The 20722-nt window shown below is 67.1% G+C and carries 15 protein-coding genes; 3 read left to right on the top strand and 12 right to left on the bottom strand.

The window, feature by feature from the left end; all coding sequences use genetic code 11:
• Positions 1–31 precede the first annotated feature (31 nt).
• The 5 genes from ACFIMZ_RS37380 to ACFIMZ_RS37400 form a co-directional block, all read right to left on the bottom strand.
• Positions 32–886, bottom strand: a complete 855-nt coding sequence (locus ACFIMZ_RS37380; protein ID WP_431825705.1) for a 3-hydroxybutyryl-CoA dehydrogenase — start codon at positions 884–886, stop codon at positions 32–34.
• 33 nt (positions 887–919) lie between these two features.
• Positions 920–2116 (bottom strand): beta-ketothiolase BktB, encoded by a 1197-nt coding sequence (gene bktB / locus ACFIMZ_RS37385; RefSeq protein WP_431825706.1) that lies wholly within the window; start codon positions 2114–2116, stop codon positions 920–922.
• 43 nt (positions 2117–2159) lie between these two features.
• A complete protein-coding gene (locus tag ACFIMZ_RS37390) occupies positions 2160–3833 on the bottom strand; it encodes an electron transfer flavoprotein-ubiquinone oxidoreductase (protein WP_431825707.1) in 1674 nt (557 codons plus the stop codon).
• Positions 3834–3863: 30 nt separating this feature from the next.
• Complete coding sequence (locus ACFIMZ_RS37395; protein ID WP_431825708.1) at positions 3864–5654, bottom strand: acyl-CoA dehydrogenase; 1791 nt, start codon at positions 5652–5654, stop codon at positions 3864–3866.
• A 263-nt stretch (positions 5655–5917) separates the two neighbouring features.
• Positions 5918–6748 carry an AraC family transcriptional regulator gene (locus tag ACFIMZ_RS37400; RefSeq protein ID WP_431825709.1) on the bottom strand — a complete coding sequence of 277 codons (831 nt, stop codon included), beginning with the start codon at positions 6746–6748 and terminating at the stop codon, positions 5918–5920.
• 112 nt (positions 6749–6860) lie between these two features.
• Between ACFIMZ_RS37400 and ACFIMZ_RS37405 the strand changes: the two genes are divergently transcribed.
• Complete coding sequence (locus ACFIMZ_RS37405; protein ID WP_431825710.1) at positions 6861–8057, top strand: FAD-dependent oxidoreductase; 1197 nt, start codon at positions 6861–6863, stop codon at positions 8055–8057.
• Positions 8058–8149: 92 nt separating this feature from the next.
• On the opposite strand, the gene ACFIMZ_RS37410 is transcribed toward ACFIMZ_RS37405, so the two are convergent.
• The 3 genes from ACFIMZ_RS37410 to ACFIMZ_RS37420 form a co-directional block, all read right to left on the bottom strand.
• Entirely contained in the window at positions 8150–9301 is a 1152-nt protein-coding gene (locus ACFIMZ_RS37410) for an AraC family transcriptional regulator (protein WP_431825711.1), read from the bottom strand.
• Positions 9301–10938, bottom strand: coding sequence for an AMP-binding protein (locus ACFIMZ_RS37415; RefSeq protein ID WP_431825712.1), 1638 nt, complete (start codon positions 10936–10938; stop codon positions 9301–9303). Before ACFIMZ_RS37415 ends, ACFIMZ_RS37410 begins: the two co-directional genes overlap by 1 nt.
• A gap of 200 nt (positions 10939–11138) precedes the next feature.
• Positions 11139–12104 (bottom strand): SDR family NAD(P)-dependent oxidoreductase, encoded by a 966-nt coding sequence (locus tag ACFIMZ_RS37420; protein WP_431825713.1) that lies wholly within the window; start codon positions 12102–12104, stop codon positions 11139–11141.
• 132 nt (positions 12105–12236) lie between these two features.
• On the opposite strand from ACFIMZ_RS37420, the gene ACFIMZ_RS37425 reads away from it, so the two are divergent.
• Complete coding sequence (locus ACFIMZ_RS37425) at positions 12237–13157, top strand: AraC family transcriptional regulator (RefSeq protein WP_431825714.1); 921 nt, start codon at positions 12237–12239, stop codon at positions 13155–13157.
• Here the strand turns inward: ACFIMZ_RS37425 and ACFIMZ_RS37430 are convergent.
• Positions 13129–14235 carry a hypothetical protein gene (locus tag ACFIMZ_RS37430; protein WP_431825715.1) on the bottom strand — a complete coding sequence of 369 codons (1107 nt, stop codon included), beginning with the start codon at positions 14233–14235 and terminating at the stop codon, positions 13129–13131. The genes ACFIMZ_RS37425 and ACFIMZ_RS37430 overlap by 29 nt on opposite strands.
• Before the next feature lie 435 nt (positions 14236–14670).
• On the opposite strand from ACFIMZ_RS37430, the gene ACFIMZ_RS37435 reads away from it, so the two are divergent.
• Entirely contained in the window at positions 14671–15774 is a 1104-nt protein-coding gene (locus ACFIMZ_RS37435) for an AraC family transcriptional regulator (protein WP_431825716.1), read from the top strand.
• A gap of 18 nt (positions 15775–15792) precedes the next feature.
• Here ACFIMZ_RS37435 and ACFIMZ_RS37440 read toward each other — a convergent pair whose 3' ends face one another.
• From ACFIMZ_RS37440 to ACFIMZ_RS37450, 3 genes are all read right to left on the bottom strand, one after another.
• On the bottom strand, positions 15793–17721 hold the full coding sequence (locus tag ACFIMZ_RS37440) for an SMI1/KNR4 family protein (RefSeq protein WP_431825717.1): 1929 nt from the start codon (positions 17719–17721) through the stop codon (positions 15793–15795).
• A 419-nt stretch (positions 17722–18140) separates the two neighbouring features.
• On the bottom strand, positions 18141–19655 hold the full coding sequence (locus tag ACFIMZ_RS37445) for a HAMP domain-containing sensor histidine kinase (RefSeq protein ID WP_431825718.1): 1515 nt from the start codon (positions 19653–19655) through the stop codon (positions 18141–18143).
• A complete protein-coding gene (locus ACFIMZ_RS37450) occupies positions 19652–20386 on the bottom strand; it encodes a response regulator transcription factor (RefSeq protein ID WP_431825719.1) in 735 nt (244 codons plus the stop codon). The genes ACFIMZ_RS37445 and ACFIMZ_RS37450 overlap by 4 nt, the downstream gene beginning before the upstream one ends.
• Positions 20387–20722: the final 336 nt, after the last annotated feature.

Consider the following 20722-nt stretch of genomic DNA (forward strand, 5'->3'; position numbering starts at 1 on the left):
CCCCCCGGCCCGTCGCGACGATGCGGCAGCATCACGCGCTGTAGTCGTACACCCCGTGCCCCGTCTTCCGCCCGAGGCGACCGGCCGTCACCATCTCGCGCAGCAGCGGGCACGCACGATACTTCGGATCCCCGAAGTCCTTCAGGAACACGTCCATCACCGCGAGGCACACGTCGAGGCCGACCAGATCCGCGAGCGCGAGCGGCCCGATCGGATGGTTCGCGCCCAGCTTCATCCCCTGGTCGATCTCCTCGGCCGACGCGATCCCTTCGGCGAGCACGAAGAACGCCTCGTTGATCATCGGCACCAGGATGCGGTTGACGACGAAGCCCGGCGAGTTGCGCACGCCGATCGGCGACTTGTCGAAGCGCTCCGTCAGCGCGCGCACCGCGGCCGCGGTCGCGTCGCTCGTCTGCAGCCCGCGGATGATCTCGACGAGCGGCATCAGCGGCACCGGATTGAAGAAGTGCATGCCGACGAAGCGCGACGGGTCGGCCAGCGGCGCGGCGAGCGCGGTGATCGAGATCGACGACGTGTTGGTCGCGACGATCGCGTCCGCACGCACCACCGCTTCGATCTGCTTCAGGATACGCGCCTTCAGCTCGACGTTCTCGGTGGCCGCCTCGATCACGATGTCGGCCGCAGCGAGGCGCTGGTAGTCAGTCGACGTCTCGATGCGCGCGAGTGCGGCGTCGCGCGTCGCGGCGTCGAGCTTGTCCTTCGATACGAGCCGGTCGAGGCTGCCCTTCAGCGTGGCGACGCCCTTCGCGAGCGCCGCGTCGTTGACGTCGATCATCACGACGTTGAGTCCCGCAACGGCCGCGGTTTGCGCGATGCCGTTGCCCATGGTGCCGGCGCCGATGACGCCTACGGTTTCGATTGCCATGACGATTCCTGTGGTCGGGTGTTGAGCGTTCGATTACTGGAGGTTTTCGAAGATCGCCGCAATCCCCTGCCCGCCGCCGATGCACATCGTGACGAGCGCGTAGCGGCCGCCGATGCGCTTCAGTTCGTACAGTGCCTTGACCGTGATCAATGCGCCGGTCGCGCCGATCGGATGGCCGAGCGAGATGCCCGAGCCGTTCGGGTTGACCTTCGCCGGATCGAGACCCAGCTCCTTCGTCACCGCGCAGGCTTGCGCGGCGAATGCTTCGTTCGCCTCGATCACGTCGAGATCGGCGATCGTCAGCCCCGCGCGCTCGAGCGCCTTCTGCGTCGCCGGCACGGGGCCGATGCCCATGTAGGCCGGATCGACGCCCGCATGCGCGTACGACACGAGCCGCGCGAGCGGCTTCACGCCCTGCGCGCGCGCCGCATCCGCGCTCATCATCAGCACGGCCGCCGCCGCATCGTTGATGCCCGATGCGTTGCCGGCCGTCACCGTGCCGTTCTCCTTCTGGAACACCGGCTTGAGCTTCGTGAAATCGTCGGTGCTCGCGTCGTTGCGCACATGCTCGTCGGTATCGAACTGCACTTCGCCCTTGCGCGTGCGAATCGCGATCGGCAGGATCTGGTCCTTGAAGCGCCCTTCCGCGATCGCGCGCGCCGCGCGGCGATGGGATTCGAGCGCGAGCGCGTCCTGGTCGTCGCGCGTGATGCCGTACTTGCGCGCGACGTTTTCCGCCGTCACCCCCATGTGGATCGTCTGGAACGGGTCGTGCAGCGCGCCGAGCATCATGTCGACGAGCTTGCCGTCGCCCATCCGCTGCCCGAAGCGCGCGGCCGGCACGGTGTACGGCGCGCGGCTCATGCTCTCCGCGCCGCCGCCGATCGCGACGTCGGCATCGCCGAGCAGGATCGTCTGCGCGGCCGACACGATCGCCTGCAGGCCCGAGCCGCACAGCCGGTTCACGGTCAGCGCGGGCGTGTGCTGCGCGACGCCGCCTTCGATCGCCGCGACGCGGGCGATATACATGTCTCGCGGTTCCGTGTTCACGACATGGCCGAACACGACATGGCCGACCGCGTCGCCGGGCACGTTCGCGCGCGACAGCACTTCGCGCACGACCTTCGCGCCGAGTTCCGTCGGCGCGAAGTCCTTCAGGCTGCCGCCGAAATCGCCGATCGCGGTGCGAACGCCGCTCACCACCACCACTTCCTTTGCTGCTTGGCTCATCATCTCTCTCCAGTTCGTTCGCGCACGCATGCGCGGTCACGCATTACATGTTCGGATAGTTCGGTCCGCCGCCGCCTTCCGGCGTGACCCACACGATGTTCTGCGTCGGGTCCTTGATGTCGCAGGTCTTGCAGTGCACGCAGTTCTGCGCGTTGATCACCAGCCGGTCGCTGCCGTCGTCGTTCTTCACGAATTCATACACCGCCGCCGGGCAGAACCGGCCTTCCGGCCCCGCGTACGTGCGCAGGTTCACGTCCACCGGCACGTTCGCATCCTTCAGCGTCAGGTGCGCCGGCTGGTTTTCCTCGTGGTTCGTGTTCGAGATGAACACCGACGACAGCCGGTCGAACGTCAGCTTGCCGTCCGGCTTCGGATACTCGATCGGCTCGCACTGCGACGCCGGCTTCAGCATCTCGTGGTCCGCGTGCTTGTGATGCAGCGTCCACGGCACGTTGCCGCCCATCACCTTCTGCTCAAGGCCGACCATCAGCGTGCCGAGGTACAGCCCCTTCGCCATCCACTGCTTGAAGTTGCGCGCGCGGTACAGCTCCGTGTACAGCCACGATTGCTTGAACGCATCCGGATACGCGTTGAGCTCGTCGCTCTGACGGCCGGCCTGCACCGCGTCGAACGCCGCGTCGGCCGCCAGCATGCCGGTCTTGATCGCCGCGTGGCTGCCCTTGATCCGCGACGCGTTCAGGAAGCCCGCGTCGTCGCCGATCAGCGCGCCGCCCGGGAACACCGTCTTCGGCAGCGACAGCAGCCCGCCCGCGGTGATCGCGCGCGCGCCGTACGATACGCGCTTGCCGCCTTCGAGGAACGCGCGGATCGACGGGTGCGTCTTGTAGCGCTGGAATTCCTCGAACGGCGACAGGTACGGGTTCGTATAGCCGAGGCCGACCACGAAGCCGACCACGACCTGGTTGTTGTCCATGTGGTACAGGAACGAGCCGCCGTAGGTATCGGACTTCAGCGGCCAGCCGGCGGTGTGGATCACGAGGCCCGGCTTGTGCTTGGCCGGATCGATTTCCCACAGTTCCTTGATGCCGATCCCGTACGCCTGCGGATCGGCGTTCGCGTCCAGCTTGAACTTCGAGATCAGCTGGCGGCCGAGATGGCCGCGGCAGCCTTCCGCGAACAGCGTGTACTTCGCGTGCAGCTCCATGCCGAGCTGGAAGTTCTCGGTCGGCTCGCCGTCCTTGCCGATGCCCATGTTGCCGGTCGCGACGCCCTTCACGGAGCCGTCGTCGTTGTACAGGATCTCGGCGGCCGGAAAGCCCGGGAAGATCTCGACGCCCAGCGCCTCGGCCTGTGCCCCGAGCCAGCGCGTGACGTTGCCCAGCGAGATCACGTAGTTGCCGTGGTTCTTGAAGTTGTCCGGCAGCGCCCAGTTCGGCGTCTGCATCGCGCTCTTCTCGGACAGGAACAGGAAGCGGTCTTCGGTCACCTCGACGGTGAGCGGCGCGCCCTGTTCCTTCCAGTCGGGGAACAGCTCGCTGATCGCGCGCGGGTCCATCACCGCGCCCGACAGGATGTGCGCGCCGATTTCCGAGCCCTTCTCGAGCACGCAGACGCCGATCTCGGCGCCTTTTTCAGCGGCGAGCTGCTTGAGCCGGATCGCCGCGGACAGCCCGGCAGGGCCGCCGCCGACGATCACGACGTCGTATTCCATCGATTCGCGCGGGCCGTATTGCGCGATCAGTTCATCTTTGGTCAAAGCTGAGTCTCCTCCTGCCGCAGTTCCGGATCAGAACTGGTCTTCCGTCAACGCGAGTACACCCTCGCCGCCCTTCGCGCCGACGATCGACGCCTCGAACCCGCCCGCCTGCACGAGAATGTGTTCCGCGTAGAACTGCGCGATCGCGATCTTCGCATCGAAGAACGCCGGATCGCTCGCGCGGTTCGCATGCGCCACCACCAGCGCGCGCGCCATCTGCCACCCGCACAGCACCACGCCCGCCAGCTTCAGGTACGGCACGCTGCCCGCGAACACCGCGTTCGGATCCTGCTTCGTGTTCGCCACCACATAATCGACCACCGCCGACAGCGCCCGCGCGCCCTTCTCCAGCTGCGCCTTCATCGACGCCGCCGCCGCGCCGTCGAGCTTGCCCAGCGCGTCGACCGTCCGACCGATCTCGCCGAGCAGCGCCTTCGCCACCGCGCCGCCGTCGCGCACCGTCTTGCGGCCCACCAGGTCGTTCGCCTGGATCGCCGTCGTCCCTTCGTAGATCGCCAGGATCCGCGCGTCGCGGTAGTACTGCGCGGCCCCCGTCTCCTCGATGAAGCCCATCCCGCCGTGCACCTGCACGCCCAGGCTCGCGACGTCGTTCACCATCTCCGTGCTCCAGCCCTTCACGACCGGCACCAGGTACTCGTAGATCGCCTGGTGGCGCGCGCGCGTCGCCTCGTCCGAATGGCGGTGCGCAATGTCGCTGTGCGCGGCCGCCACATAGGCCAGCGCCCGCGCGCCTTCCGTCAGCGCGCGCATCGTGCCGAGCATCCGCCGCACGTCCGGGTGCTGGATGATCGCCACCGACTGCTTCGCCGAGCCGTCGACCGGCCGGCTCTGCACCCGCTCCTTCGCGAATGCCGCCGCCTTCTGGTACGCACGATCGGCCACGCCGATCCCCTGCATCCCGACGCCGAAGCGCGCCGCGTTCATCATGATGAACATGTATTCGAGGCCGCGATTCTCCTCGCCGATCAGGTAGCCGACCGCGCCGCCATGGTCGCCGTATTGCAGCACCGCGGTCGGGCTCGCCTTGATGCCGAGCTTGTGCTCGATCGACACGCAGTGCACGTCATTGCGCGCGCCGAGGCTGCCGTCGTCGTTGACGAGGAACTTCGGCACGATGAACAGCGAAATCCCCTTCACGCCTTCCGGCGCATTCGGCGTGCGCGCCAGCACGAGGTGGACGATGTTCTCGGCCATGTCGTGCTCGCCCCACGTGATGAAGATCTTGGTGCCGAACACCTTGTACGACCCGTCGCCCTGCGGCTCGGCGCGCGAGCGCACCAGCGCGAGGTCCGAGCCGGCCTGCGGCTCGGTCAGGTTCATCGTGCCGGTCCATTCGCCCGAGATCAGCTTCGGCACGTAGCGCTGCTTCTGTTCGTCGGTGCCTGCCGTCAGGAGCGCCTCGATCGCGCCGTCGGTCAACAGCGGACACAGCGCGAACGACAGGTTCGCCGCGTTCAGCATCTCGATGCACGGCGTCGCGATCAGCTTCGGCAGCCCCTGGCCGTCATACTCGGCCGGATGCTGCAGCCCCTGCCAGCCGCCTTCGACGAACTGGCGGAACGCCTCCTTGAAGCCCGGCGTCGCGGTCACGACGCCGTCCTTCCAGCTGCTCGGATCGCGGTCGCCGTCGACGTTCAGCGGCGCCAGCACTTCGCCGCAGAACTTCGCGGATTCGTCGAGCACCGCCTGCGCGGTGTCGAAGCCCGCGTCCTCGAAACCCGGCAGCTGCGCGACGGCGTCGATGCCGGCCAGTTCCTTCAGCACGAACAGCATGTCCTTGACGGGGGCGGTATAGCTCATGGTCGATCTTCCAATCAGGCGGGAATTAGGGGTTCGCCATGCGGTCCGATACGGCAAAATCGGCCAGCGAACGGCGATGTCCGGCAGATCGTACCGTCATGCTTCCGGATTCCCATTGTCATATCCGGCCCACCTACTGACAAAATCGGCCACGGAATGCATTGCCGCCCGGCGTCGTCATCGTCGTCACGGGAGCCGGTCGAACGCGAACGTCGACGCGGCAACCGCACTCGGGCAAACGGCCGGGTCGCGATGCAACGCGCTCAGTCCGGCTGCCCGTCGGGCCGGCGGGAAAAATAGTGCGCCGGCGAATCGCCCAGGGCCTTGCGAAACATCGCGATGAAGTTGCTGGGCGACGCATAGCCCAGCGCGTCCGACACCTCGGCGACCGGCCGGCCGCGCGCGAGCATGTCGAGACCGTGAGCGAGCCGCGCCTGCTGGCGCCACTGCGCGAAGCTCAGCCCTGTCTCTGCCACCATGAGCCGCCGCAGTGTCCGCGGCGACATCGTGCCGAACGCCGCCCACGCATCGAGCGTGCGCGGGCTGCCGGGCTCGTCGAGGACGGCCCGCGCCACGCGCGCAAGCCGCGGATCGCCCGGCATCGGCACATGCAGCGCCTCGCGCGGTGCGCGCCGGATCTCGTCACGGATCACCGCAGCCATCCGCTCGTGCTCGGGTGCCAGCGCCGCCTGCTTGTCCCAGTCGATCGCGCGATATGCCAGCGCCCGCAGCACCTCGCTGACGCCGATCACGCACGGCCGGGCCGGCAGGCTCGCGCAGAACGCCGGCGAGGCCAGCAGCACCCAGCCGCTCGGCGCGCCGCTGACCCGCACCCGGTGCGGCGCGCCCGGCGGCACCCAGCCGGCGCGGCGAGGCGGCAGCAGCCAGGCGCCGTGCGGCGTATGCACATGAATCAATCCCGCCTCCACGCAGAGCACCTGACCGCGCGCATGCGTGTGCCAGTCGTACTCGCGCGTGCCAAGACGATAGGCACTCGCCGGATCGTCGTTGCCGCGCAGCGCGATCAGCGCGGGGCCGTCCAGCCACTCGCTGAAATCGGGGGAGGTCGTCTCGGTCGCCACGGCTTCTTTCATGTTGGCCAGTTTACGGCATTCGATGGCCATATGCCGTTATCGTGCGTGATCGCGATCACGGAACAATGTGCGCCGGACCGCGCCGTTTGGCGCGACTTTCGGAGACGTTCACATGCAGAAAATCCATGTCGCCATCGTCGGCGCGGGCCTGGGCGGCCTGTGCCTCGCCCAGGCGCTGAAACGCGCCGGCATCGCCTTCGACGTGTACGAGCGCGATCCCGCGATCGACAGTCGCCAGCAGGGTTTCCGCATCCGCATCGACGCGACGGGGCAGCGCGCGCTGGCCGCCAGCCTGCCCGCCGGGTCCTACGCGCTGCTCCGCGCGTCGGCCTCGCAGCGCACAGCCGGCACGCGGTTCCTGACGCCCCGGCTCGCACCCGCTGCCGGGCGCGTGCCGGCCTGCTGGCAGCCGGATCCGCAAGCACCGGAACCGGAAGACCTGGCCGACCTGAGCATCAACCGGCTGACCATGCGCGAGATCCTGATGGCGGGCATCGAGCGCCACGTCCATTTCGCCCACGCGATCGACCACTACCGGATGCTGCCCGACGGACGCGTGCAGGCGCTGTTCGCACACGGCGATTGGGTCCATTGCGACGTATTGGTGGGAGCGGACGGCGTCAACTCCGCAATCCGGTCGCAGCTTGCCCCTGCCGCCGCACCGGACGACACCGGCAGCATCTGCCTCTACGGCAAGACCCGGCTGCCGCACGCCGGCGTCGCGCAAGGCGACGAAGCCGTGCTGCGCGGCGGCACCAGCGTGGTGTTTGCAGACGGCTGCAGCGCGGTCCTCGAGGACATGCGCTTCCGGACCGACCTGCCCGCGCGCGCGGCGAGCACCGTGCCGCGCTGCCGGCTTTCGCCGCCGGAAGACTACTTCTACTGGGCGCTGATCGGGCCGCGCAGTCGTTTCGGGCTGGACAGCCCGTCCGCAGTCGCGCCCCGCTTGCCTGCCGCGCTCGAGCCAGTCGTGCGGCACTGGCACCCGGCCCTGCAGCGCCTGCTGTGCGACACGCCGCCGTCCGCCGTCGCCGCGCTGCCCGTTCGCCGCGGGCGACCCGACCTACCGCTGCCTGCCGGGCCCGTCACGCTGCTCGGCGATGCGATCCATGCGATGAGCCCCGCGGGAGGCGCAGGCGCCAACACCGCGCTCAAGGGCGCCGGCGCGCTGGCCGCCCTCCTGGCCGAGCACGCGGGAAACGGTCACGGCGTCCGGCATGCCGTCGCCCGTTACGCCGAACAGATGCGCGGGTGGGCAACCGACGCCGTGGCCGCATCGGACCGCGCGGCGGCACTGCTGTTTTCCTGATGCAAGCCGGCTTTCGTGCTCGATCCGAAGTCCCCGTCGATCGGGGTCACGTTGCATCCCGATCGGGAGCAAGGCGAGAGGCCGCCGCGACGCTACGTGCGTCGCCGGTAAGTACCGGGCGTGCTGCCCGTCCAGTGCCGGAACGCGCGATGAAACGCGCTCGGATCGTCGAAGCCGAGATCGGCGCCGATCGCCGCGATCGTGTCGTGGGTGTCGGTGAGCCGCTGGATCGCGATGTCGCGCCGCAGTTCGTCCTTCAGCACCTGGAACGTCGAGCCTTCGGCCAGCAGGTGGCGGCTCAGCGTGCGCACCGAGCAGTGCAGGCTCGCGGCGGCCTCCTCGATCGTCGACAGGTCGGGCAGCCGGCCCGACAGATACTGCCGCACGCGATGGCAGACGAGCTGCTCGCTGAACGATTCGAAAATCCAGTCGCCGGGCGCGCGGGCGAGGAATTTCCGCAGGTTGCGCTTGCTTTGCCGGATCGGCACGTCGAGGTAGCCGGCGCTGAAGCGCATCAGCGTGCGGCTGCAGTCGAACTGCACCGGCCCCGAAAAGAAGTAGAGGTGATCGACCGCATGGCGCGGCCGCGGACACGCGAACTCGACCTGCAGCAGCGGAATCTTCTGGCCGATCAGCCAGGAACACACGCCGTGCACGAGCTTGAGCATCAGCTCGTGGCCGAGCGGGCCAAGCGGGCCGAGGGCCGGATTCGGCCGGATCACGACCTGGCCGATCAGGCCATCGCGCTTCGATTCGACGAAGAAGTCGTCGAGCAGGATGTGGAAGAACTGACCGAAGCGATGCAGCGCGGTTTCGAGGTTGCGGGCATCGAGCAGGCTGAGGCACAGGTACTTCAGCGTGCCGCCGCGCAGCGGGCGCGAGAAGATGCCGGGCATTTCGTCGTCGAGGTCGATCGCGAGCGTCCGGTACAGCGTCGAGAACTGCTCCTCGGTCACGCGCGCATTCGGTTCGCCCTGCAGCTCGCTCGGGATGCCGGCCCCGCGCAGATAGCGCTGGATCACGTCGGGCTGCAGGCCCGCACTCGCGAGGAAACCGTTGACGAGGGAAATCGGCACCGTCGCGCTCGGCGACGTCGACGGTCGGTCAGGCTGGGAGGAACTGGAATCTGGGCCGGTCATGGCGTACGCGTCCAACGAACCGCTGGCATTGTACTTGACCCGGCGCCGGCGGACGGCGCCCGCCGCCGCCGCAAACGCCCCGGCGCCGCGCTGCCGCCCCCGCATCAATCGGCGTGGCTGAGTTCCCGCCGCAGGATCTTGCCGACGGTCGATTTCGGGAGCCGTTCGATGAAACGGATCACCTTCGGCACCTTGTACGCCGCGAGGTTCGCGCGGCAATGCGCGATCAGGTCCGCCTCGGTGATGACGGCGTCCTCCGCCGCGACGACGAACAGCCTGACCGCCTCGCCCGTCTTCGCGTCCGGCACGCCGATGCACGCGCACTCGGCCACGCCCGGGAACGCGGTCGCCACCGCTTCGACCTCGTTCGGGTAGACGTTGAAGCCCGACACGATGACCATGTCCTTCTTGCGGTCGACGATCTTCAGGAAGCCCTTGTCGTCGAACACGCCGATGTCGCCGGTGCGGAAGTAGCCGTCCGCGGTGAACGCCCGCGCGTTCGCTTCCGGCTGCTGCCAGTAGCCGCGCATCACCTGCGGCCCCTTCACGCAGACTTCGCCGGGCGCGCCGATGGCGGCCTCGCGGTCGTTGTCGTCGAGCAGCTTCACGTCGGTGGACGGCAGCGGCAGGCCCGTGGTGCCCGTGAACGCGTCGATGGACGGCGGATTGAACGTGACCACGGGCGAGGTTTCCGACAGCCCGTAGCCTTCGCGGATGAAACAGCCCGTCACGGCCTTCCAGCGCGCCGAGATCACGTCGATCACCGCCGTGCCGCCGCCCGCCGACAGCACCAGGCGCGACCAGTCGATCTCCTTCAGGCGCGGGTGGTTCGCGAGCCCCGCGTACAGCGTGTTCACGCCGACGAACACCGTCGGCCGCGCGGCCTTCAGCACGTCGATGAACGCGTCGATGTCCCGCGGATTGGCGATCAGCCAGTTCTCCGCGCCGATCGCGAAATAGGACAGGAAATTCACCGTCAGCGCGAAGATGTGATACAGCGGGATCGCGGTGACGACGACTTCCTCGCCCGGCCGCTGCGCATCGAACACGAACACGCCGAACTGCGCGATGTTCGCGAGCAGGTTGCGATGCGACAGCGCCGCGCCCTTCGACAGCCCGGTGGTGCCGCCCGTGTACTGGAGCAGCAGCAGGTCGTCGCCGCCGAGCGCGACCGGCTCGCAGGCGAGCCGCTCGCCTGCGGCGAGCGCGTCCGTCAGCGCGATCGCGTCGCGCGGCAGCGCTTCGCGCACGGCGTCGGGCACGTCGACGACGCCGAGATCGCCGCGGCCCACGGTAAGCACGGTCCGGATGCGCGGCGTGTTGGCGATCACGTCCGCGAACGTGCGCGTCGAGCCGCCGCACACGACGACCGTCTCGACGCCCGCGTCGTTGAGCTGGTGCTCGAGCTCGCGCGCGGTGTAGAGCGGATTGACGTTGACCTGGACGGCGCCGATCTTCGCGACGGCGATGAAGACGACCGGAAACGCCGGCACGTTGGGCAGCATCACGGCCACGCGATCGCCCTTGCGGACCCCGACGACCTGCTGCAGATAGGCGGCCAGCGCGGTCGACAGGCGGTCGACGTCCGCATAGGTCAGCGTCTGGCCGAACGCGCGGAACGCCGGCTTGTCGGCGAACCGGCGCATCGCGTCGTCCAGCAGCGCATTTATCGAGGGATGGCGATCGGGATCGATTTCGGCGGGGATCGCGCCGTATGACGCGGTCCAGTGTCTCTTGATCATGTAGGTATCCTTGGGCGGCCGGCGCACAGGCTTCGCGCATCGCGGGACCCGCTCCCGGATCGATGTTGGCGCCGCTCGGTCGACGCCCCGTCCCGCTCGGGCGCGGACCGTCTCACGAACGCCGACTATCGCCCGCCGGGCGCGCTTTGCAAATGATCGACGCGGCCGTAAAGATGATCGAAACGGACAAGCGGGTCGTTTCAGTCATGTCGCTCGAATGCGTTGACCCCCGTCAGGCGCGCGGACAACTGCCAGAGTCGCGCGGCTTGCTCCCGATCGATCGCGTGCGGGCGCACGCCGGCCTCCTCATCGCCCGTCGTGACCGGCGCGGCGTCGCAGTCCTCGCAGTACAGGCCGCCGAGTCCGTCAAGAAGCGGCGACGTCGCCGCCCACACCTGGGTCGCGGCGCCTTGCTCCGGCGTCTTGAAGGTCGGATCGACGGGCCGGCCATGTTGATCGATCCAGCCGGCCGCCATCATCTCCTCGCGCGTCAGGTGCCGCTGCAGCGGCGTCGCGATCTTGCCCGGATGCAGTGAGAACGCACGCACGCCGCAAGGCGCGCCGAGTGCGTCGAGGTGAACGGCGAACAGTGCATTCGCGGTTTTCGACTGCCCGTACGCGAGCCACTTGTCGTAGCCGCCTGCAAACTGCACGTCGTCCCAGCGGATCGGGGACAGCCGGTGGCCGAGCGACGACACCGCTACCACGCGCGCGCCATCGCCATGCGCGAGCACGGGCCACAGCCAGTTGACGAGTGCGTAGTGCCCGAGATGGTTGATCGCGAACTGCGCCTCCCACCCCTGTCCGACTCGCGCCTCGGGACAGGCCATCACGCCCGCGCTGTTGACCACGATGCGCACGGCGCGCCGCGCGTCGACGAGACGCGCGGCGAACGCACGCACGCTCGTGAGGTCCGCGAGATCCAGCTCCGCGATCTCGACGCCATCCATGTCTCGTGTCGCATTGCGCGCAGCGTCGGGCTGTCGCGCGCCCACGACCACCCGCGCGCCAGCCGCGGCCAGCGCGCGCGTCGTCTCGAGACCCAGGCCCGAGTGGCCGCCGGTGACGATCGCGGTCGTACCAGCGAGGTCGACGCCGACGAGCACGTCACGCGCCGTCGAGGCCGCATTGAATCCGGAGGAAAGGGGAATCTGCTGGTTCGTCATCTGAGCTCCTTGCGTGGGCGACGCGCGTCCGGTCATCGATCGCGCTGTCGTGTCGCCTGATTCTCGGAGAGCAGAGCTGGACCGGGAATGCCATAAAATCCTGAAAATCGTCGAGATCGTCCAAAATGCACCATGGATCCGCTATCTGAAGTGTTGTCGTCGCTGGAAACGCGCAGCTCATACTTCACCGGCCTGCGAGCGGGCGGTGACTGGGCGATCGACATCCCCCCTCCCGACGGCATCAAATTCAACGCGGTAGTCGACGGCAGCTGCTGGCTCGCAGTCGACGGCGCCGGCCCGCCGGCGCGGCTGGAGGCGGGCGACTGCTTCCTGCTCGCCGCACCGCGCAGATTCGTGCTGGCGAGCGATCTCGCCGTGCCCCCCGTCGCGGCAGCCGATGTCTACCGTGAGACACGGGACGGCATCGCTCACTATGGCGAGCCGACGAATTGCTTTCTGGTCGGCGGCCGCTTCACGTTCGAGGACGACGCGCGACTGCTGCTCGGCGACCTCCCCGCCGTGGTAATCGTGAGCGGTCGCTCGGAACCGGCGACGGTGCTGCGCTGGGCTCTGCAGCGGCTCGCGCACGAGTTCGGCTCGACGTCGCTTGGCGCACCGCTGATGGTGCGCCACCTCGCGCATATGATGCTCGTGCAGATCCTGCGAATCCACGCGGGCACGCGGGCGCACGACGACACCGGCTGGCTCGCCGCCTTCACGGACCCGCGCATCGCAACCGCGCTCACCGCGATCCACGCGGAGCCGGCAAGGCGCTGGACCGTCGACGATCTCGCAGCGCACTGCAATGTGTCACGCTCCACGTTCGCGGCTCGCTTCAAGCAACGAATGGGCTTCGGCCCGCTCGAATACGTGTTGCGTTGGCGCATGCAACTCGCGATGCGCACGCTGCGACGTTCGACCGCATCGGTATCCGCGGTCGCACAGTCGCTTGGCTACGACTCCGATAGTGCGTTCAGCCATGCGTTCAAGCGAATCGTCGGTTGCTCGCCTCGAGAATTTCGCGTCAGGATCCATAACCTTCGAGCGCAGTGAGGATATCCTCCTTTATCGAAAAGTGCGTAGCCTCCGGTGATTTATGAAATTTGTTTTTCAGATATTTCATGGCAAGTTCGAATATTGCGAAGCGAATCAACCCACCACCTTCGGCAAGCCGTTTACGCACGGGCCCGCTAAGCGACACCTCGACGTCGACCTTGAGATTGAATGCCGAATTGGCTGAGATTTTGAGAATTTTCTGATTTCTCCCGTTCGTGCTGATCTCGTATCCTCCGTTGTTCGTGAGCGCAACTCCGATTCGACGCAGCCATTCTTCTTCGTCAAATGCCAAACGATTGATTTCGAGTGCCTTCGCAAGCAGGCATGCGGAAACCGTTGCGCCGTACGCAGGGAGAATCTCATCGACGAAGGTCTCGGCGGCGCCCCCCAAATCCAGCATCGGCATCGCGGATTTGGTTATAAAAAGAGCCATGATTGAGGCCCCGATACCCAATACGCCGCTGAGCGCAAGCATGTCCGCACTACGAAACGTGCTCGTATGACGAGCCTCCTCCATCCTTTGTATGGCGTAGGCTCCAAGAATCGGCCCCAAGCAGGATAGTAAGCTCGCACCAATCGTATGCAGATAGAAATTAAAATATTTTAAATCTGGAAAATCTCCACCCTTTTTGAGAAAAACAATACATACCGCAACTGCCAGCGCAAACACTCCACCAAAAATCAGGGAAAATCCAAGGGAGATCCTCTTTTGACTTGCTTCGATATCCAATCCAAGAATCGCGTCCGCGCACAAAGCACCACCTGGAAGTGCGGATGATGCCAGCACCGCGAACTTCGCTATTGCAAGCTGATCCGCCTGAAGCTTCAGCTGCGATATTGCAAACCCTGCACCAAGCGCCCCTGCGGCAACCATCAGCAACCCAGTCAAAAAATAGGAATTTGCGATCTTTTTTGAACTGAACCACCCCATGTTCTCACCCGTCTTGGGGATAAAAAACAAGATAGCCATTCCGATCGCCCAGCCCAGGCTTGCAACGACGTAATATTTCTCGGCAACGCCGCCAACAGCAAACAGGAGCGCGAGAAATAATGGAATTGTAAGGTATTTATGCATTTATCTTGCCGACATCCTCGTGGTAGCAGTGGGAAGTTCCGGTTGTGCCAAAAGCAACAGCCGGCCGTCTACGTGGCTGCTTATATTCGCAAGAATTGCCTTCCGCTGACTAGAGGGCCGCGCACAAACTGAACGATTTATTCGCAACAAATGTGCGGTTATCCCGATCGAAACTTCACCTTGTGCAGCTCGCCCTGAACAGACTGCCGCAATCAACGTCTAAATACATCCGATGTCCAGCCAGTGACAATGAGTTCAAGCTGGCATACAAGAGAACCTGAACACCTCAATCAAGTTTTTCATCCGCCGCGCGCGGCGGGCAATCCATCCCGCCGGCGACGGCCGCACTCAGGGTGAACCCTGTGGCGACCCGGCGCATTCGGGGGCAGAATCGCGTACCCGGAATCGGTATCGAATCGGACTCAGGACTCACTCATGCTGCGCGATGCGCTGTTGAAACCGGCTCAGACACGCCCCCCCGGCGATCGGTCGCCCGACGCCGCGCTGCCCGCCATGCTGCGCGAGAAGTGCTTCTCGCCGTCCAAGCTCGCCGTCCTGCTGCAGGTTGCGTCGGACCTGGGGCTCGACGCCGCTGCGGTGCTGGCGGGGACCGATCTCGATCCCGCCGCGATCGCCGATCCGTTCACGCTGACGTCGTCGCAGCAGTTCCTGACGGCCGCGAGCAACGCGATCCGCGGATACGGCAACCCGGATCTCGGCGTGCGGGTCGGGCATCGGCTGCACGTGTCGAGCTACGGGATGTACGGCTACGCGATGCTGTGCTCGGAATCGATGGGCCACGCGTTCGATTCGGCCGTCAAATACCACCAGCTCGCGAACCGCATGCTCGAGATCCGCTGGGTCGTGCAGGACGACACGGTGTCGTGGCTGTTTCCCGATCGGGAAACCATGCCGCTGCCCTGTCTCGACGAGCCGCTGTACCGCTTCCTGATCGACATGCAGTTCGCGCTGCACGTGACGATCATCAAGGACGTGATGGGCGCGTGGTGCGTGCCGGCGCGTGCACAGTTCACGCAGCCGGAGCCGCCGCACGCGGCCATGCTGTCCGACGCGCTCGAATGCCCGCTCGCGTTCGACCAGCCGCGCAACGTGCTCAGCTATCCGGCCGCGTGGCTGACGCGCGCGCCGCAGCTCGCGAACCCGATCACCGCCGCGCAGGTGTCGTCGCACTGCGCGCGGCTGCTCGACGAACTGCGCACCCAGTCGGGCATCACGCGCCGCGTCTACCAGGAACTCACGCGCACGCCGGGGCAGTTCCCGGACATCGACGCGATCGCGCAGACGCTGTGCATCACCGCGCGCACGCTGCGCCGCAAGCTCGAGGCGGAAGGCACGTCGTACAGCGAACTGCTGACGAGCGTGCGCAAGGCGCTGGCGATCGACTACCTGAGCACGACCACGCTCAGCACCGAGGACATCGCGGCAACGCTCGGCTTCAGCGATGCGGTGGGTTTCCGCCACGCGTTCAAGCGCTGGACCGGCACGACGCCGAGCGACGTGCGGCGCAAGCGGGGATAGTGGCCGATCGTCGAGGCATCAGCGTGTGATGCGCTCGGCGGCGACGCGCGCAAGCCACGCCGGAAAACTCGTTGCAACGCGCTCGCGCTGCGCGTCGTCGTGCCAGACGCGGATCACCTGCCCCGCCACGCCGCCTTCCGCGGGATCGAGATCGATGCACAAGTGATTGCCGCTGCCGTCATGCGTGAACGGAATCCACTTGAGGTTGTACCAGTCGTCCTTGATGCCGGGGTCCGGCTCGGAGGTGAATTCGTCGAAATCGCCTCCGGCGACGAGACCTTTCCAGATCGACCATTGCGCGACGATCTCCCGCGCGCTCAGCAGCGCGTCGCTTTCGGCAAACGCGGCGCCCGGTTCCGCCTGACCATCGTGAATCCGGAGGCTGGCGACGAATTCCTCCGGCAGCGTTGCGCCGAGCGTCGCCTGCAACGCCGCGAGATCGACGTCGGAAGCCGGCCCGTTGAGTCCGCCCGGCAGGCGCGCCGAATCGGTGGCGAACCAGTCCTCGAGCCATTTCCACGTTTCGCGCAGATCCGCGCTCGCGACGTCGGAAACGGATGTCCGGGCCGCGGCCGGTTGCAACGGCCGTGTCGCGGCGTCCGCCGCGACCGGCATTGCTGCAATCGGCGCCGCCTCGGGGCCGATGCGGTCGAGCCGCAGGAAAAGTATCGATGCGCCGGCCGGCAGCGGGCTTTCCCCTGCGGGAATCGCGACGACCACATCGGCATGCGCGACCCCGCGGATCGGCCCATCGCCCTGGAACGGCAGCAGCCGGATCCGCGACTCGCCGTGGGCGCCGCGGCACAGGTTGCCCCATTGCATGGCGTTGCACTCGGCATTGCGTTCGACATCGTGCGCGAGCGCCCCGGTTTCCCAAACCGGTCCCGGCGTCGCGACGTGCTCGAGCAAATCGAGCACGCGCGACACGATCGTATGCATCAACACCGCCACCGCGCTGACATGGCCCGGCAGATTGATGAGCGTCGCCTGGTCGTAGGACGTCAGCGCCAGGGTTCCACGCTGCGTGCCGTCAGGTCTCGTCAGCGCAACCGTCCACCGCTTCGGCGGCGAGCGATTGTCGCTCCGCCCGAAATTGAAGCGGCCGGCCGGCGTTTGCTTGAGCTGGACGCGCTGTTGGCCGTTCGAGTACATCTGTTCCGCATTCAGGCCCTGGATCTGCAGAGACGACTCCGCCGGCACTCCCGCGCCGACGATCAGGTCGTAGCGCTGCGCGAGCTCGACCAGCTTCACCTTGAATGCGTATTCGTCCTGCCGCCTGTCAACCAGGGACCGCGTCATGTCAGGCGGATCGAGATATTCGACGGGCGGCACGTCATACCCCCATCGGCGCAGCGTCGCGCGGATATACGGCCCGCTCGTGTCCGGCCGTTGCCACGGCTTGCGGGCGTCTCCGGGCGGCACCTGATCGTAGCCGACGATCACGACGCCGATGCGCGGCCGCTTCGAGACGGCGATTTCGCGCACGCCCGCGGCGATCAGCGCGGCCTGCCGCCCGGCGGTGATCCGCTCCCCCTTCGGCAGCAACACGTCCCCCTTCCGGTATTCGCTGCCCGGCGCAATCACGTGATGGCCGGGCGGCAACGGAGCCTGCAACCGCAGGCCCGGAAACGTCATCGAACGCTCGGATTTCGGCACAACCGCGTCGGCGTTTTCCGGCAACGGAAAGTAGGCCGGCATTTCGACCGCTCGCTGCGCGCCGATCGCTCGATCCGCCGGACTGCTCACGCGCGACGCCAGCATGCGCCAATTGGATTCGACGTCGAGCTCGACCGGCTCGCGACGAGAGGCGCGAGCGGTGTCGGACGCACGCAGCGCATAGCCTTCGCATGCGGAGAGTGGAATGGACGGCACGTCCTCGGGAGCGATCACGTCGGTCGCCGCGACGCGCGACACCGCGTCCTCGATCGGCACCGTCTCGCTTTGCATCGCGCCCGGGACCGTATCTTCACATCGTTCGTATGCGTGCCTGAGCCAGGCAGGAAAGTTCGCGCGTTCGTTCATGGATTGCCGTATGGGTATGCAGCGGTTCGCACTGATCCTCGAACCAACGCAACGTCGGCCACGGTCGACCGGCGTGATGTCTACGTCGAGATGGGACAGGAGACCGTCGTACGGATCGGCGATACGTCGACGGCGCTTTCGGCATGCGCGTGAATCGTGGCAGTCCACGAAATCGCGCTCCCTCCTGACTTTCGGATCATCAAAATGAGTTTTTCGCTACGCACCGAATTTAGCGAATCACTCGATTGAAATATAACTGACAGCTTTGTCAGGAATGTAATTTCAAGCACGCCCATCATCCGGGATGAACGTCATCCTTAACGCTGAGCCGGATATTTCAATGCTCAGCGCGCGGCCCCCGAACGGCTCCCGGCATCGCCCGCGCCGCTCGCCGCCGGCAACGCGAACTCGAACACCGCCCCCCGCCCGGCCCGGTCGACCAGCCGGATCGCGCTGCCGTGCAGCAGCAGCATCCGGTGGACGATCAACAGCCCGAGCCCGCCGCCCTGCGCCGCGCCGCCCGCGCCCGTCGGTCGCTGCGGCCGCCGGAACAGCCCGTCGCGCCGCTCCGGCGGAATGCCCGGGCCGGTGTCCGCGACCGTCACCACGACCGTGTCGTCGCGCGGCTCGAGCGCGATCTCGACCTCGCCATGCTCCGGCGTGTGCCGCAGCGCGTTGTCGAGCAGGTTGGTCAGCACGCGCTCGATCATCCCGAGATCCGCCGACACGTTCGGCACGCGCGGCGGGATCCGCGCATGCAGCGCGACGTCGCGCGCCTTCGCGGCCAGCTCGAACTTCTGGAACACGTCCTGCACGAGATCGACGAGCGAGAACGGCTCGCGCTCGGGCTGCACGCCGCCCGATTCGAGCCGCGCGAGCTCGAACAGCGCCTGCGCGAGCCGGCCGACCTTCGCGCTCTGCGCGAGCGCGATCGACAGGTAGCGCCGGCGCTCGGCGTCGCCGAGCGAGTCGGTCTTCAGCGACAGCGTCTCCAGGTAGCCGTGCAGCGACGTGAGCGGCGTGCGCAGGTCGTGCGAGATGTTCGTGATCAGCTCGCGCCGCTGCTGGTCCTGCCGCGTCAGCGCGCGCCATTGCTCGCCGATCCGGTCGGCCATCTGCGCGTACGTCGATTCGAGCAGCGCGATGTCGTCGCCGCGCCGCCCGGGCGGCGAGCGCGGCACGGCCGGCTGCGTGTCGGGCTCGCCGTCCGCGTCGAAGCGGCGCATCGCGTCGGTCAGCCGGCGCAGCGGGCGCGTGATGAAGCTGAACGCGGTCAGGCCCGCCAGCAGCCCGAGCAGCGCGACGAGCGCCATCGACCACAGCGTCGTGCGCAGCACGTTGCCGGCGTCGAACCGCGCCGCGAGCCTGTCGTGCGCCTCGCCGAGCAGCACCACGTAGATGTAGCCCGCCGGCGCCTGCCCCGCGCGGCGCAGCGGCGCGACGCTGAAGATCTTGCGCGCGCTCGGGCTGCGCGGATCGTCGCCGAGGATCGGCAGCGGCTCGCCCGCGAGGAAGCGCTGCACCGGCGCGAGATCGACGCGGTCGCGCTTCACGTGCCCGGGCGGCGCATCGTCGCCCTTGATCCGCCCCGCGTCGTCGAGCAGGTACACCTCGACGCTCGGGTTCACGCCCATCAGCTGGCCGAACAGCGTGCGCACGGCGTCCGGGCGCAGCCCGTTCGCGTCCGTCAGCGGCGTGATGTTCGCGATGTGCGCGGCGAGATCGCGCGACAGGCCCTGCACGACTTCCATCTCGCGCATGTCGTTCGCGCGGATCTGCAGCCACGCCGACGCGCCCGAGCACGCGAGCAGCAGCACCGAGAACACGAGCGACAGCCGCTGGGTGAGCGTCAGCTTCATGACGCGTCCCGCTGGCCCGGCGCGGCCAGCTTGTAGCCGCGTCCCCACACGGTGAGGATCCGCGCGGGCTCGGCCGGATCCGCCTCGATCTTCGCGCGCAGCCGGTTGATGTGGGTGTTGACCGTGTGCTCGTAGCCTTCGTGCTGGTAGCCCCACACCGCGTTCAGCAGGTCCATCCGCGAGAACACCTTGCCGGGATGCCGCGCGAAGAAATACAGCAGGTCGAACTCGCGCGGGGTCAGGTCGATGCGCACGCCGTCGACGCTCGCCTCGCGCGCGATCGGGTCGACCGACAGCCCCGCGACGTCGAGCGTGCCCGCGTCGACGCGCGAATCCCGCGCGAGCGCGTCGACGCGGCGCAGCAGCGCCTTGACCCGCGCGACCAGTTCGAGCACCGAGAACGGCTTCGCGAGATAGTCGTCGGCGCCGAGCTCGAGGCCGAGGATCCGGTGCACCTCGCTCGAGCGCGCGCTCGTGATGATGATCGGCGTGTAGCGCTGCATCCCGCGTGCGCGCCGGCAGATCTCGAGGCCGTCGACGCCCGGCAGCATCAGGTCGAGGATCAGCGCGTCCCAGTTGCCCTGCTCGAGCAGCCGCAGGCCCTCGGCGCCGTCCGCGCTGTGCACGACCTCGTAGCGCTCGTCGCGCAGGTGCAGGCTCAGCACGTCGGCGATGTCGGCGTCGTCCTCGACGATCAGGATGCGTTTCGGGTGGTCCTTCGGGTAGTCCATATCGGAGCGGCGCCGCACGCGGCGCGTCGGGGTCTCGGTCGGGGTCGGATGGCGGCGGATGCCGCCCTGCCGCCATTGTGCAAAATTTTGCGGCGGCAAGTGATCACATTTAATTTAACTTTGGATGGCGCGCTTGCCGCGAGCCAATACCAGCAAGGCCCTTCGTTACGGCTTCCGAAATGAGATGTCCCTCATCCCGGTTCGAACACCAAATAAACACGAAAAAGCGGAGGTGGCGAAGCGGCCCTTGGCGAGCGCTGGCGGAATTCCCATGCGGCGCTCACGGTCAGCCGTGCGGGAATGTGAGTGATGGAGCATTCGTTCCCTGCCGAGGCG

This window comes from Burkholderia sp. F1 (assembly GCF_050813845.1).
GTDB lineage: Bacteria > Pseudomonadota > Gammaproteobacteria > Burkholderiales > Burkholderiaceae > Burkholderia > Burkholderia ubonensis.

What these genes read in the sequence shown, in the direction of transcription:
- ACFIMZ_RS37420 (WP_431825713.1), bottom strand. Translation starts at nt 12,104, where the DNA reads ATGACGAACCAGCAGATTCCCCTTTCCTCCGGATTCAATGCGGCCTCG.
- ACFIMZ_RS37435 (WP_431825716.1), top strand. Translation starts at nt 14,671, where the DNA reads ATGCTGCGCGATGCGCTGTTGAAACCGGCTCAGACACGCCCCCCCGGC.
- ACFIMZ_RS37400 (WP_431825709.1), bottom strand. Translation starts at nt 6,748, where the DNA reads ATGAAAGAAGCCGTGGCGACCGAGACGACCTCCCCCGATTTCAGCGAG.
- ACFIMZ_RS37415 (WP_431825712.1), bottom strand. Translation starts at nt 10,938, where the DNA reads ATGATCAAGAGACACTGGACCGCGTCATACGGCGCGATCCCCGCCGAA.
- ACFIMZ_RS37380 (WP_431825705.1), bottom strand. Translation starts at nt 886, where the DNA reads ATGGCAATCGAAACCGTAGGCGTCATCGGCGCCGGCACCATGGGCAAC.
- ACFIMZ_RS37425 (WP_431825714.1), top strand. Translation starts at nt 12,237, where the DNA reads ATGGATCCGCTATCTGAAGTGTTGTCGTCGCTGGAAACGCGCAGCTCA.
- ACFIMZ_RS37410 (WP_431825711.1), bottom strand. Translation starts at nt 9,301, where the DNA reads ATGCGGGGGCGGCAGCGCGGCGCCGGGGCGTTTGCGGCGGCGGCGGGC.
- ACFIMZ_RS37395 (WP_431825708.1), bottom strand. Translation starts at nt 5,654, where the DNA reads ATGAGCTATACCGCCCCCGTCAAGGACATGCTGTTCGTGCTGAAGGAA.
- ACFIMZ_RS37405 (WP_431825710.1), top strand. Translation starts at nt 6,861, where the DNA reads ATGCAGAAAATCCATGTCGCCATCGTCGGCGCGGGCCTGGGCGGCCTG.
- bktB (WP_431825706.1), bottom strand. Translation starts at nt 2,116, where the DNA reads ATGAGCCAAGCAGCAAAGGAAGTGGTGGTGGTGAGCGGCGTTCGCACC.
- ACFIMZ_RS37430 (WP_431825715.1), bottom strand. Translation starts at nt 14,235, where the DNA reads ATGCATAAATACCTTACAATTCCATTATTTCTCGCGCTCCTGTTTGCT.
- ACFIMZ_RS37445 (WP_431825718.1), bottom strand. Translation starts at nt 19,655, where the DNA reads ATGAAGCTGACGCTCACCCAGCGGCTGTCGCTCGTGTTCTCGGTGCTG.
- ACFIMZ_RS37440 (WP_431825717.1), bottom strand. Translation starts at nt 17,721, where the DNA reads ATGCAAAGCGAGACGGTGCCGATCGAGGACGCGGTGTCGCGCGTCGCG.
- ACFIMZ_RS37450 (WP_431825719.1), bottom strand. Translation starts at nt 20,386, where the DNA reads ATGGACTACCCGAAGGACCACCCGAAACGCATCCTGATCGTCGAGGAC.